This is a genomic window from Mesorhizobium sp. 43Arga, from assembly GCF_053714255.1.
The window spans coordinates 451749-464366 of sequence record NZ_JBSKBO010000001.1 but is presented as its reverse complement, the minus strand read 5'-3'; the positions used below and the strand labels follow the sequence as shown (position 1 = coordinate 464366).

Sequence of the window (12618 nt, the reverse complement as noted above, 5' to 3'; positions counted from 1 at the left end):
GCTGAAGGCCCTCAGGATTGCGTCCTGGGTGCATGCTCGGCATCGGGTGATCCTGCGATTTCCAGCAGGGACGCCACCAGCAGTTGCCGTTCGTCCTTGGACAGCACGTCGGAATCGAAGAGGTTCATGCTGCGCAGCCCCTCGATGGCGAGATAACAGACCAGCAGCGATTTGAGGTCGTTCGTCTCGCCCTTCAGCCGTTCGAAAAGCTGCTGCTGGAACGTCTTTATCGGCGTCATGAAATCGGGATCCTCGGCGATCGCCGAAAATATCCACGAGGCCGCGGGCTGTTTTTCCTCGCAATCATTGGCCGACAGCCTGATGTAGACCGCGAGCGGATTACTGCCCTTGTCGTTGCTGCTGGCGGTCTCCAGAGCTTGCTCGAAATCGCGCAGATAGCCCTCGACCAGCGCTTGCATCAATCTGGCCTTGGTCGGGAAATTGTAGAGCAGCCCGCCCTTCGACACGCCGGCGCGGCTGGCGACGGCATCCAGCGACAGGCTGCCGGGCCCGGATTCGCGGGCAACATCAGCCGCCGCCGCGAGTATCTTCTCGCGCGAGTTCGCTCGTCGGGCTCTCATGGCGCCTCCCTTCGCAAGCTTAGGCCCAATTGACAAGACCGTCCAGACGGTACAGTAAAGCCGCCATCATTTGAAATCGGGACCCGCAGTCGATATGTGTCCCGATGTCCGCGCTTCGCGCCGGATTTCGACTGAGGGGACCTCCTTGTTCAAGCGCATACTCCGTATCTTTCTCATCATCGTCGTCCTGGCTGTGCTGGTCATTGTCGTCGGCGGCATCGTCGGCTTCAATTTCCTGCGCGACAACGGCATCAAGCAGTATTTCGCCACGATGAAGCCGCCGGCGGCGACCGTTTCAACGACCATCGCCAAGCCGTCGAGCTGGACGCCGGGCGTCGAGGCGATCGGTACGGTGCGAGCCGTGCGCGGTGTCGACCTGACGGTCGAGACCGCAGGCATCGTCAAGGAAATTTCCTTCCATGCCAACGAGAAAGTGGCTGCCAATGCGGTGCTGCTGCAGCTTGACGACGCCGTCGAGCGCGCCGATCTCGACGCGCAGAAGGCGCAGGCCGCGCTTGACCAGGTATCGCTGACCCGCGCCATCGAACTGACCAGGCGTGGCGTCGGCTCCGACTCCACCCTGGACACCGCACGGGCGGCGGCTTCGGCTTCGGCGTCCCAGGTCACCAAGCTGCAGGCCGTGCTCGACCAGAAGCAGCTGACGGCGCCTTTCGCCGGTACGGTCGGTATTCCGAAGATCGATATCGGCCAGTATATGGCGCCTGGCACCGCCGTCGTGACACTGCAGGACCTCGACACGATGCGGGTCGATTTCTCGGTACCCGAACAGCAGCTCCCGCTGCTCAAGATCGGCCAGACGGTTCGGCTGGGCTTGAGCGGTGCGGACATGCCGTTCGCCGGCGCCATTCGCGGCATCGACCCCAAGATCGACCCGTCCAGCCGGCTGGTCAACATCCGGGCGGAAGTCGCCAACCCCGACGGCAAGCTGACCCCTGGCCAGTTCGTGCAGGTGCGTGTCGAACTGCCCGAGGAGCAGAACGTGCTGACGCTTCCGCAGACGGCGCTGACCACCAGCCTCTATGGCGACTATATCTTCGTGGTGCAGCCGGCCAAGCCCGCCGGTACGGCCTCGGGGCAGCCCGCCAAGCCGGAAGAAAAACCCGCTGCCGCCGCGACCGACAAGCCGGCGGACACCAAGCCGGCGGACGCGATGAAACCGGCTGCCGATGCCATGAAGCCTGCCGCCGATGCGGCCAAGCCAGCGGACAAGGCCGCTTCCGATGCGGCCAAGCCGGCGGCGGAAGGCGACAAGCCCGCGCTGGTGCTGTCGCAGGTCTTCGTCAAGCCTGGCCGCCGCAACCAGGGCATGGTCGAGATCGTCGAAGGGCTGAAGGCCGGCGACGAGGTCGTCACTGCGGGTCAAAACCGCCTCTTCAACGGCATGTCCGTCAATGTCGACAACACGATCGACCCGACCAAATCGGCGAACAAGCAGGCCGACCAGCAATGAGCTTTTCCGATCTCTTCATTCGCCGGCCCGTCCTGTCGACGGTCCTTGGCTGCCTGATCCTGCTCTTGGGTTTCCAGGGCATCTTCAACCTGTCGATCCGGCAGTATCCGAAGGTTGACGAAACCGCGATCACCATCACCACGGCCTATCCGGGCGCCAGCGCCGACCTGATCCAGGGGTTCATTTCCGCCCCGATCGCGCGCGCCGTCGCCTCGACCGAGAACATCGACTACGTCACCTCGTCCAGCCGTCCGTCCTCCAGCACCGTGACGGTGCAGATGAAGCTCGGCTCCAACCCCGACGTGGCGCTGACCGAAGTGCTGTCCAAGGTTCAGGGCGTGCGCGGTACCTTGCCGGACGCCTCCAAGGACCCTGTCATCGTCAAGGGCACCGGCCAGCAGTTCGCGATGATGTACATCTCGATGCAGAATCCGAACATGACGAAGGAGCAACTGACGGAGTATATCGAGCGCGTCATCCGGCCCCGTATGTCGACGGTCGAAGGTGTCGCCGACGTCCAGATCTTCGGCGCCCAGCAATACTCGATGCGCGTCTGGATCGACCCGATCCGGCTTGCCGCGCGCGGTGTCACGGCGGCGGAAGTGCTGACGGCGATCAACAATTCCAACTTCCTGTCGGCGCCCGGCAACACCCAGAACGAATATGTCGTCTCGTCGATCACCGTGCGCTCGACGCTGCAGACGCCGGAAGCCTTTGCCGAACTGCCCCTGCGCTCGACCGACGGCAATGTGGTGCGGCTGCGCGACGTGGCCCGCGTCGAGCTCGGCGCGGAAAATACCGACACCAGGGTCTCCTTCAACGGCAAGCCCGGCACCTTCCTCGCCATCTTCCCGACCCCGGCGGCCAACCCGCTGACCACTGCGGCAGCGCTCACCAAGCTTGTGCCGCAGATCCAGGAGACGCTGCCGAAAGGCATGACCATCGAGGTCGTCTACGACGCGACCGGGCAGATCAGCGCCTCGATCGAGGAGGTGTTCAAGACCATCGGCGAGGCTGTCGCCATCGTCATCGTGGTCATCCTCCTGTTCCTTGGCTCGTTCCGTTCGGTGATGATGCCGATCATCACCATTCCGCTGTCGCTGATCGGCGTCTGCTTCCTGTTGTTTGCAGTGGGCTATTCGATCAACCTTCTGTCGCTGCTGGCCATGGTCCTGGCGATCGGCCTTGTGGTCGATGACGCCATCGTGGTGGTGGAGAACATCCACCGCCACATGGAAGAAGACCATATGACGCCGATGCAGGCCGCGTTCAGCGGCATGCGCGAAATCGCCTCGGCCATCGTCGCCATGACCATGACGCTGGCGGCCGTGTTTGCGCCGCTGGCCTTCACCGGCGGCCTGACCGGCGCGCTGTTCCGCGAATTCGCGGTGACGCTCGCCGGATCGGTCGTACTGTCGGGCGTCATCGCCGTCACCATCACCCCGATGATGTCGGCGCGCCTGTTGAAGGCTGGCAACGCAGGCCGTTTCCAGCGCATTGTCGATGGCATTTTCGCGCGGGTCGAGCACGTCTATGAGCGTGCCGTCACAGGTTCGCTGAACTATCGTCCTTTGACGCTGATCATCGTGCTGGCGCTCGTCGGCGTGACCGGATTCATGTTCACCAAGACCTCGAGCGAATTGGCGCCGGAAGAGGATCAGGGCTTTCTGCTTTCGATCGTGACCGCGCCGACCTACGCGACATCGGACTATACCGAAGCCTATGTGAACCAGATGCTCGGCCTGGTGAGGGATATTCCGGAAACGCGGGCACAGTTCTCGGCGGTCGCCTTCGGCGGCACGACAAACAGCGCCTTCGTCGGTTTTGCTTTCAAGGATTGGGCGGAGCGCAAGCGCAATTCCAAGGAACTGCAGGCCGACATCACTGCTCGTCTCGCCAAGGTGGCGGGCGTGCAGGCCTTCGTCTTCGCACCGCCGACGCTGCCGGGCTCAGGTGGCGGCCTGCCGATCGCCCTGGTGGTGCGCTCGACCGGCAATTCCGCGGAAGTGTACAAGGCGGCCGAGCAGATCAAGAACAAGGCACAGGCCTCCGGCCGCTTCATCGTCGTGCAGAACTCGATGTCTTATGACTCGCCGCAAGTGACGGTGACTATCGACCGCGACCGCGCGGCGGCGCTGAACCTGCCGATCGCCGATATCGGCCGAACGCTGACGCTGCTGGTCGGCGGCGGCGAAGTGGCGCAGTTCGACCGCGACTCCAACAGCTACGACATCATCCCGCAGGTGCCGCAGCAATTCCGCGACAACCCCGAAAGGCTCGGCGAGTATTTTGTGCGCAGCGTCACGGGCGAGATGGTGCCGCTGTCGGCCGTCGTGAAGATTTCCAACAATGCCTCGCCGGCCGCGATCGAACAGTTCAACCAGCTGAATTCGTCGACCATATCGGCATTGCCGCTGCCGGGCGTCACCACGGGCGACGGGTTGAAGGTCCTCGAGGATATCGCCAGAGAGAGCCTGCCCGACACCTTCTTCATCGACTATTCCGGCCAGTCCCGGCAAGAGAAGGAACAGGGCAACACCATCCTGATCGCTTTCGCAGCGGCCGTCATCGTCATCTACCTGGTGCTGGCGGCGCAGTTTGAAAGCTTCCGTGACCCGCTGATCATCATGATGGCGGTGCCGCTGTCGATCTTTGGCGCCATCGTGCCGCTCAATCTCGGCCTCGGCACGCTCAACATCTACACGCAGGTCGGTCTGATCACTCTGATCGGCCTGATCACCAAGCATGGCATCCTGCTGGTCGAATTCGCCAACCAGCAGCGCGAGGCCCATGGCATGCGGCGGCGTGACGCCATCATCGCCTCGGCCAAGGTGCGTTTGCGGCCGATCCTGATGACGACGGCGGCGATGGCGCTGGGCGTCGTACCGCTGATCACGTCGAGCGGCGCCGGTGCCGCGGCCCGTTATTCGATGGGCCTGGTCATCTTCACCGGCATCCTCGTCGGCACCATGTTCACGCTCTTCGTCGTGCCCATGTTCTACACCTTCATCGCCAGCAAGGACCTGCCGCATCTTGCGGAAAAGCCGGATCCGAAGCTGATGCCGGCATTGCCGGACTGACAGAAACCGAAAAACAAAAAGAGGCCGGGAAAATCCCGGCCTCTTTTTTTGGCTGCGCTCGATACCGCCGGGATGTTCCGGAGGGAGTCCTGGACAGGCGCGGCGGTCTGCCGGCCCGTTCCTCAGCCTGCTACTTGACGATGACGATGCTGGTGTTGGCCGGCCCGAAGGTCTCGACAAGCTGATAGAAATCGGCGGCATTGTCCGGGTGCAGCCGCACGCAGCCATGCGAGGCCGGCTGGTCGAGGCGCTTGATGGCATAGGTGGCGTGCACCGCGTAGCCGCCGCTGAAGAACACCGAGTGCGGCATCGGCGCGTTGTCGTACTTCTTGGAATACCACATCTCATGCATGCGCGTCGGCTTGAACGAGCCGGTCGGCGTCACATGTGCCCTGTCGCCGGTGGAAACCTTCCAGGCGAAGGTCGGCCGTCCGTCAACCGAGACCTCCATGATCTGCTGCGAAAGCGAGACACGCGCCACGATCTTGTTGGCGGCATGGGCTGCGTTGGCGCCGAACAGAAGTGCTGCACCCGTGAGCGCGGCGGCGGTGATGTTGATGAGCTTGGCGGAAATGGTGGTGTGCATGACGTCCCCTCTCTGTGCCGGTCAGGCCGGCTCCAATTCGATGAGCGGCTTATCGTTGCGGCATGTTTCGAGGAGATTTCACGAAATGCTCGTTTGTGTTTCGAATCTGTTTCCCCTGGTTAACAGCCCAAGCGATCACAGCGACAACGATCGCACCTTAAGACGCCAGCGAGATACGGCACATAGGTATTCCCAGCAAAACGAAAGTTCGAATTGCCTTTATGTGAAAGATAAAGCGGCAATCCCGAAACCAACCTGCAACAAAGCGCGGCTTCGGGCGGCATGATCCGGATACGGGCCACACGCAAGGTTGACGCAACGAAAGCAGACGGCAACGACCATGAGAACGAAAACGAACACTCGGTCCTGGCTCTTCAGGATCAGCGTCGCGGCGGCAGTCATTGGCGGTGCCGGCACGGTTGCCGGCGGCCCGGTGGCAAAGCTGGCGGCGATGAGTTCGAGTGAGATCTCTACCCTGCACGTCGCCCTGTTTTCCGCCTCGGTCTGGATTGTTTCCAGCCTGCGCATTACCCGGCTCAAGGCCCTCTGGCGGGTTGGCCTTCGGTTGCTGGCATTGCGCGGCCCCTCCGGCAACTTGCAGCCGAGAGGACCGAAGGCCCGCGCCGCAGCGGGGGGCTCCGTGAGCGGCGCGGGCACTTCGGGAGTTTCCTGAAGCGACCCGCGACATACTCATTCTTGAAGAATTCTGGGGAGTTGGAACGATGAAGACGAAATTCGCCGCCTCGGTGCTTTCCGCACTGCTCTATGCGCAGGGCCTGCTTGGCTTTGCCGCCCTGGCCACCGTGCTCCTCAAGGAGCGTGCCCACGCAAACGAACTCGTCGTGAGCGGCGACATGCCGTCGGGCCCGTCGCTGCTGGTGGTGCGCTGAACCGCGGGAGCATCGGCAGGAGGAAAATCCGATGCTCAGCCAGAAAGACAGCCCCGGTACGCTGCCGTCAGTCGGTGAATTGCTGTGGCGGATCGAACCGGTAGCCCGCGCCACGTATGGTGGTGATGGTCTCGGTGTCGAGCTTGCGGCGCAGCCGCACGATGCGCGAATCGATCGAACGATCGAAGGCGTCGGCATTCTCGGCCGGTGCCGCCGCGATGATGTCGTCACGCGTCAGCACCTTGCGGGGGCTCGCCAGGAACAGCCTGAGCAGCGCCACCTGGCCGGGCGAAAGCTGTTCCTCCGTACCGGAGCGGTGCATGACGATGGCCGATCTCAAATCGACGGTCGCGTTCTCCAGCACGATCAGTTCCTGCTTGCCCCTGCCACGACGCGACAGCAGGCCGCCGACCCTGGCGGCGAGTTCCCTGACATTGAGCGGGCTTTCGACGACGTCGGCCGCACCCAGTTCGAGGGCCAGCACCTTGTCGACGAGATCGGACGGCCGGCAGATCAGGATGAAATCGGGCCCGTCCCGGCCGCCCTCGCCTTGGCCGCCATAGCGCCTGAGCAGATCCCGCCCTTCCGCCTGGCTGAGACTGTCACCGACGACAACGACATCGATGCCTCCGCCCGCCAGCAGCGATTCGGCCTCCCAGGCCTGCCGCGCCTGGCGCACATCATGGCCACGCCGCTCGAGATGGTCGGCAAGTTCGGTCGCGACCGAGGCGGCGACGGAAACAAGCGCAATGACGGCTCGTGCAGCCATGTTTTCCAACCGTTCCCTTCCAACCGGATATGAGTGCTGGACATGATGTTTATACCCAATCTACTTTCCACTGAAAGTGGGAGCGAGAGCATCGTGCGGGCAAGGATAGTGATCGTCGAGGACGAGCCCGACCTGAGGGACGCGGTTGCCGAATATCTCGGCGCCGCCGGCTATGATGTGGCGACCGCCGAAACCGCCGCCGCCGCGCGCAGCCTGATCGAGGCCCAAGCCTTTCATCTGGCTATTCTCGACATCGCCATGCCCGGCGAGGACGGGCTGTCGCTCGGCCGCTGGCTGCGCTCGAGAATGCCGATCGGCATCATCTACGCGACCGCCGCCGGCACGGCGCTCGACCGCATCGTCGGGCTGGAGCTCGGCGCCGACGACTATATCGTCAAGCCATACGAACTGCGCGAAGTGCTGGCGAGGGTGCGCAGCGTGCTGCGCCGGGTTCCGCAGCCGACGGAACGGCTCGACAGGAAGACCACGACGGACCGCCGTTCCGTCGCCTTCGGCCCGTTCCAAGCCGATCTCGACGGCAGGCTGGTCACCGGCGCCAACGGCGCCGTGATCGACATGGCCAAGAGCGAATTCGACGTGCTGGAGGTTTTCCTGACCCGCGCCAACCGGCTGCTGACGCGCGCCGCGATCTCGGAGGCGATCGGCTTCACCGAGGATCCGGAATCGTCGCGCGCAGTCGACATCCGCATCATGCGCCTGCGCAAGAAGATCGAGGCGGATCCGGCCAACCCGAAATTCCTGCGCACGGTGCGCGGCGAAGGCTATATCTTCTCGCTGCCGACCGGCGACAGCAACTGAGCGCCAAGGCCTGTAAGGGTCACAGGGTCACAGCCGTTGCTCGCCGATCGAATTGGCATCACTTTGGAATAACGGCTGAAAATGACGGGCGAAGCAACAAGCACCGATATGCAGGGTTTCAGGCAGGGCGCGGCAATGGCGGCCGTGCGTGTCGTTCGCCGGCTGCGCGAGGCCGGCGACTGGCAGCGCGAGATGGACGGCATACTGGAAACCCTTTGCCGGGCCATCGAATGTCAGCGCGGCATCCTGTTTCGCTTGCGCGAACTGCCGGGCCAGGGTTTTGCCCAGTCGGTTGCCGCCTATTGGATCGACCCCGACTTTGGCGGCGAACTGGCATCGCCGACCGTCATCATGCAGTCGATCGTCAATTCGGACCCGCTGCTGGAACGCGTCGCCGAGAACGAACGGCAGGGCAAGATCTTTGCCGGGCATACGCGCGATCTCGAAGGGTTCCTGAGAACCGATTTCGAAAAGCAGAACATCAAGTCGTTCCTGTCGGTGTCGGTCTTCGCCCATGGCCATCTGTGGGGCACGCTCGCCGTCAATGACTGCGTCGACGAGCGCGAGTGGACCGACGAGGAGGAGGCGACGCTGCACATCATCGCGCTCGCCATCGGCGACGCCATCGAACACTCGCCTTCGGACGCCCATGCCAGCGAAGTGATCCGCCGCACCATGCTGCAGGCTTCGCTCGACGCCATCATCGTCATCGACGAGGCCGGATCGATCATTGAATTCAATCCTGCCGCCGAAAAGATGTTCGGCTTCCAGCGCAGCGACATACTCGGCAAGGACCTGCTCGACACCGTCGTGCCGGAATATTACCGCAAGGGCTATTCCTCGGGCGCCGACTACATGTCGGGCCGCGGCGCGCCGATGGTCGGCCAAAGGCTCGAGACCGTGACACAGAATGCCGCCGGCGAGGTGTTTCCGATCGAGCTGACGGCGACCGAGATGCGCGTCGCCGACCGCCGCCTGATCTTCGGCTCTATCCGCGACCTGCGCGACAGGCTGCGGGCCGAGGAAGAGATCAACCGGCAGCGCGAGAAGCTGCACCAGAACGAGAAGATGGCTGCGATGGGCTCGCTGCTCGCGGGTGTTTCGCACGAGCTCAACAATCCGCTGGCGGTGGTGGTGGCGCAATCGACGCTCTTGCACGAATTCGCCTCCGACCCGCAGACCAAGGTTCGCGCCGAGAAGGTGCGTGCCGCGGCCGAGCGCTGCGGCCGCATCGTCAAGAGCTTCCTGTCGATGGTCCGTCTGCATCCCGCGGCCCAGGCCGAGACCGATCTCAACCAGGTGATCCGCGCTGCCCTCGAGGTGACCGCCTATGGCGCACGCTCGAGCGGCATCATCATCGACACCGATTTCGCGCCGGGTCCGCTGCTGGCCATGGCGGACGCCGACCACGTGACGCAGGTGGCGGCCAATTTCCTTATCAACAGCCAGCACGCGCTGGCCGGCATTGCCGGCGACCGGCTGATCAAGGTGCGGACCTTCCGCAGCGATCGCGACAATCCCTGCTTCTCGGTCGAGGACAACGGGCCCGGCATTCCCGAAGCGATCCGCAACCGCATCTTCGAATCCTATTTCACCACCAAACCGGTCGGTGTCGGCACCGGCATCGGCCTGTCGATCTCGAAATCGATCATCGAGCGGCACAATGGCAATGTCTGGTTCGAGGAAGTGCAGCCCCGAGGCGCGCGTTTCGTTGTCCAGTTGCCAGCCATTTCGCCTGGCATCGCCGCTGCCGGAGAAAGCCAGCCACGCTCGAGCGGCCTGCGTCATGCCTTGATCATCGATGACGAGCCTGATGTCGCTGGCTCCTTGTCCGACATTCTCGAATTGATGGGCATCAAGTCGCGCATCGCGCCGGTCTGGGAATCGGGCGCCGCCACCTTGAGCGGCCACATGCCGCCCGACATCGTCTTTTCGGACCTGCGCATGCCCGGCACATCAGGCATGGCCATCTACCGCGAGCTGCTCGCCGAGAGGCCCGAACTGGCACGGCGTTTCGTGCTGGTTACTGGTGATCTGATCGGCGCCAAGGCGGAAATCGAAGCCTTGCCGGCGCAGCAGCGGCCGCAGATCCTGGAAAAGCCGTTCAGCACGCTGGACGTGCGCAGCGTGCTTTCATCCATCGCCGAGCAGGCCGCGTTGAAGGGCTAAAAAAGAAGCTCCCGGCCGGCTGTGCGGCGGGAGCTGAATGGAGCGCTGGAGGAGCGCTCGGGGAGGTCAGAGCGGGAACCCGAAAGGGAACGGTTCGGGATCACGCTTCGACGGAAATCAGAAAATGTTTGGCGTGTTGGTCAGCGGCGCGGCATTGGCGATCATGCGGATCGCGCGGGCCTTATGCGTCCCGGACTGTTCGGCGATGGCTCGCAGGCAATCGACGCTCTCGGCGCCCCATGCCTGCCCCTTGCAGGCAAAGTCGAGCGCCGGCATCGGCAGGCGAGCGGTCTTGATTGTCGTTGGCGCCCCTTCGACCACATTGGCCGGCGGATTCAGCGAGGCGAAGGCCGGCCCCACTGTCGGCGTGAGCGCCATGCCGATGATGGCGCAAGCAGCCAGCCCCATGAACATGGCCATGGGGTGATCGCTGGCGCGTTGGCGTAGCGCCAGTTTCGGGCGGCGGTCAGCGCGCTCTGGAGCCTGGAGGCGGTGTTGGCTGGCGATGATCTCGACTTTCGCATGCATTGCCTTCCCCTTCGCTGCGTTTCTTTTTGACGATGAAACGAACTTATTCGCACTTTGTAACAGCACAAAATTGGTGCAGCTCTGGCAATGTAACCAGATTGAAACGACGCTATCGGGCAAAACCGGGCATAATCGGTCACCCGGCTCGCCTGTGGCCGATACAAGGCAACCTCAGCCCGACTCCGCCGGGCCGCCCAACCCAAGTGCCTGCCGAACAGCAGCCGCGGCGCGGCGAGCGTTTTTGCCACCGGCAAGGTGACTTGTTCTGCAGCCCGTGCGCTCTGCGAAATCACACTAGATGGCGTTTCGGAAACCGGAGCTAACACCCGGATTCTCCGCGATTTTCTCGAGCATCCGGAGCATGGAATTCAGCCAAGAACGAACGCATGGACTCCGCTCAAAAATCTTTGCGATTTTCACAAGCCATTGCATTTCAATGCAAAATATGATTTTATTGAATGATTATTCAACAAAAAAGAAGAGACGTTTTATGAACCCGCACCTCCGTGACGTGGCGATCCCCAACGACTGGGACCGCCGGGGACTACCGGGCTGGAGTTACCATTCCGATGCCCTTCTCGAACTCGAGAAGGAGCATGTTTTCCGCAACCATTGGCAGATCGTCGGCCATGTCTGCGACATCCCGAACGCCGGCGATTATCTGACCATGGATTTGGTCGGCGAGCGCGCTCTGATCGTGCGCGGCAAGGACGGCGTCGTGCGCGGCTTCAACAATATGTGCCGCCACCGCGGCAGCCGTGTCGTCGCCGACAGCCAGGGCAATTGCAAGAACGCGCTGGTGTGCCCGTTCCACGGCTGGGTCTACAATCTCGACGGCACGCTGCGCGGCGCCGCGCGTCCGCGCTCCTTCCCCGATCTCGACAAGACCGAGTTCGGCCTGATGCAGCTCGACCTGGAAGTCTGGATGGGCTTCATCTTCATCCGTTTCCGCAATGGCGGACCGCAGCCTTCGGTCGCCGAGCTGATGAAGCCGATCGAGCCCGAATTCGCGCATTACAAGGCCGCCGACATGGTGCCGTCCTGGGGCATCTGGACCCAGAAGACTCCGGTCAACTGGAAGTCGGTGCGCGATGTCGACAATGAGGGCTATCACGTCGCCATGGCGCATCCTGCCCTGCAGGATCTCTATGGGGCGACCTATTTCGACGAGCCCTTCATCAACGGCGTGTCGCGCTCCTTCGCCACCTACAATCCGCATGCCGGCCGCCGCTGGAGCGTCAAGAACTACGTCAAGATCGCGCCAGTGCCGACGCATCTGCCGGACCATCTGAAGAAGGCCTGGGTCTATTACGGCATCTTCCCCAACGCGGTCATTTCGGTGATGCCCGAGTCGGTGCAGTTCTATCAGGAGTTTCCGCTGTCGACGGGCGAGACCCTGCTGCGCGGCGCCATCTACCGCTACCGCGACGAAAGCCGCGAACAGGCCGCCGCCCGCTACCTCTCGTTCCGCATCGACCGCGACACCATGTCGGAAGATGTCCAGCTGTCGGTATGGTCGAACGAATCCATGCTGTCCGAAGCCTTCGAGGGTTTTTACCTGTCGGACCTCGAATATGGCGTGCGCACCCATCACGACCATCTGCGCAAGATGCTGCCCGTGCTGGGCCTGGAGACGGCGCCCGAGGAGAAGGACATGTGGAATTTGAACGACGCGCTGAGGTCGCGGTCGTAGCTTCCTTCTCCCCATGAAACGGGGAGAAGGGA

Annotated in this window: 11 protein-coding genes; 6 read left to right on the top strand and 5 right to left on the bottom strand. The window is 63.0% G+C overall.

Annotated elements, in window-relative coordinates; translation table 11 throughout:
- Window positions 1-11 precede the first annotated feature (11 nt).
- The gene (locus ACWGS8_RS02280) at window positions 12-581 is read right to left on the bottom strand and encodes a TetR/AcrR family transcriptional regulator (protein ID WP_454579408.1); all 570 of its coding nucleotides are present in this window, start codon (window positions 579-581) and stop codon (window positions 12-14) included.
- A 145-nt stretch (window positions 582-726) separates the two neighbouring features.
- Here ACWGS8_RS02280 and ACWGS8_RS02275 point away from each other — a divergent pair, with 145 nt between their 5' ends.
- Both ACWGS8_RS02275 and ACWGS8_RS02270 read left to right on the top strand, forming a co-directional pair.
- Complete coding sequence (locus ACWGS8_RS02275; RefSeq protein ID WP_454579407.1) at window positions 727-2052, top strand: efflux RND transporter periplasmic adaptor subunit; 1326 nt, start codon at window positions 727-729, stop codon at window positions 2050-2052.
- The gene (locus ACWGS8_RS02270; RefSeq protein WP_454579406.1) at window positions 2049-5132 is read left to right on the top strand and encodes an efflux RND transporter permease subunit; all 3084 of its coding nucleotides are present in this window, start codon (window positions 2049-2051) and stop codon (window positions 5130-5132) included. The genes ACWGS8_RS02275 and ACWGS8_RS02270 overlap by 4 nt, the downstream gene beginning before the upstream one ends.
- A 130-nt stretch (window positions 5133-5262) precedes the next feature.
- Here ACWGS8_RS02270 and ACWGS8_RS02265 read toward each other — a convergent pair whose 3' ends face one another.
- On the bottom strand, window positions 5263-5718 hold the full coding sequence (locus tag ACWGS8_RS02265; protein ID WP_454579405.1) for a L,D-transpeptidase: 456 nt from the start codon (window positions 5716-5718) through the stop codon (window positions 5263-5265).
- A 219-nt stretch (window positions 5719-5937) separates the two neighbouring features.
- A complete protein-coding gene (locus ACWGS8_RS02260) occupies window positions 5938-6246 on the bottom strand; it encodes a hypothetical protein (RefSeq protein ID WP_454579404.1) in 309 nt (102 codons plus the stop codon).
- Window positions 6247-6440: 194 nt separating this feature from the next.
- Between ACWGS8_RS02260 and ACWGS8_RS02255 the strand changes: the two genes are divergently transcribed.
- On the top strand, window positions 6441-6608 hold the full coding sequence (locus ACWGS8_RS02255) for a hypothetical protein (RefSeq protein WP_454579403.1): 168 nt from the start codon (window positions 6441-6443) through the stop codon (window positions 6606-6608).
- 67 nt (window positions 6609-6675) lie between these two features.
- Here ACWGS8_RS02255 and ACWGS8_RS02250 read toward each other — a convergent pair whose 3' ends face one another.
- Entirely contained in the window at window positions 6676-7377 is a 702-nt protein-coding gene (locus ACWGS8_RS02250; RefSeq protein ID WP_454579402.1) for a winged helix-turn-helix domain-containing protein, read from the bottom strand.
- Window positions 7378-7422: 45 nt separating this feature from the next.
- Here ACWGS8_RS02250 and ACWGS8_RS02245 point away from each other — a divergent pair, with 45 nt between their 5' ends.
- The gene (locus ACWGS8_RS02245) at window positions 7423-8196 is read left to right on the top strand and encodes a response regulator (RefSeq protein ID WP_454580106.1); all 774 of its coding nucleotides are present in this window, start codon (window positions 7423-7425) and stop codon (window positions 8194-8196) included.
- Window positions 8197-8277: 81 nt separating this feature from the next.
- On the top strand, window positions 8278-10365 hold the full coding sequence (locus ACWGS8_RS02240; protein ID WP_454579401.1) for an ATP-binding protein: 2088 nt from the start codon (window positions 8278-8280) through the stop codon (window positions 10363-10365).
- Window positions 10366-10482: 117 nt separating this feature from the next.
- Here ACWGS8_RS02240 and ACWGS8_RS02235 read toward each other — a convergent pair whose 3' ends face one another.
- Window positions 10483-10893, bottom strand: a complete 411-nt coding sequence (locus ACWGS8_RS02235; protein WP_454579400.1) for a hypothetical protein — start codon at window positions 10891-10893, stop codon at window positions 10483-10485.
- Window positions 10894-11383: 490 nt separating this feature from the next.
- On the opposite strand from ACWGS8_RS02235, the gene ACWGS8_RS02230 reads away from it, so the two are divergent.
- Window positions 11384-12586, top strand: a complete 1203-nt coding sequence (locus ACWGS8_RS02230) for an aromatic ring-hydroxylating oxygenase subunit alpha (RefSeq protein WP_454579399.1) — start codon at window positions 11384-11386, stop codon at window positions 12584-12586.
- The last annotated feature ends 32 nt before the right edge of the window (window positions 12587-12618 follow it).

Excerpts from the sequence above, each read along its gene's own strand:
- ACWGS8_RS02280 (WP_454579408.1), bottom strand. The coding sequence starts at position 581 with ATGAGAGCCCGACGAGCGAACTCGCGCGAGAAGATACTCGCGGCGGCG.
- ACWGS8_RS02270 (WP_454579406.1), top strand. The coding sequence starts at position 2,049 with ATGAGCTTTTCCGATCTCTTCATTCGCCGGCCCGTCCTGTCGACGGTC.
- ACWGS8_RS02265 (WP_454579405.1), bottom strand. The coding sequence starts at position 5,718 with ATGCACACCACCATTTCCGCCAAGCTCATCAACATCACCGCCGCCGCG.
- ACWGS8_RS02260 (WP_454579404.1), bottom strand. The coding sequence starts at position 6,246 with ATGCGCAGGCTGGAAACAATCCAGACCGAGGCGGAAAACAGGGCGACG.
- ACWGS8_RS02255 (WP_454579403.1), top strand. The coding sequence starts at position 6,441 with ATGAAGACGAAATTCGCCGCCTCGGTGCTTTCCGCACTGCTCTATGCG.
- ACWGS8_RS02250 (WP_454579402.1), bottom strand. The coding sequence starts at position 7,377 with ATGGCTGCACGAGCCGTCATTGCGCTTGTTTCCGTCGCCGCCTCGGTC.
- ACWGS8_RS02245 (WP_454580106.1), top strand. The coding sequence starts at position 7,423 with ATGTTTATACCCAATCTACTTTCCACTGAAAGTGGGAGCGAGAGCATC.
- ACWGS8_RS02240 (WP_454579401.1), top strand. The coding sequence starts at position 8,278 with ATGACGGGCGAAGCAACAAGCACCGATATGCAGGGTTTCAGGCAGGGC.
- ACWGS8_RS02235 (WP_454579400.1), bottom strand. The coding sequence starts at position 10,893 with ATGCATGCGAAAGTCGAGATCATCGCCAGCCAACACCGCCTCCAGGCT.
- ACWGS8_RS02230 (WP_454579399.1), top strand. The coding sequence starts at position 11,384 with ATGAACCCGCACCTCCGTGACGTGGCGATCCCCAACGACTGGGACCGC.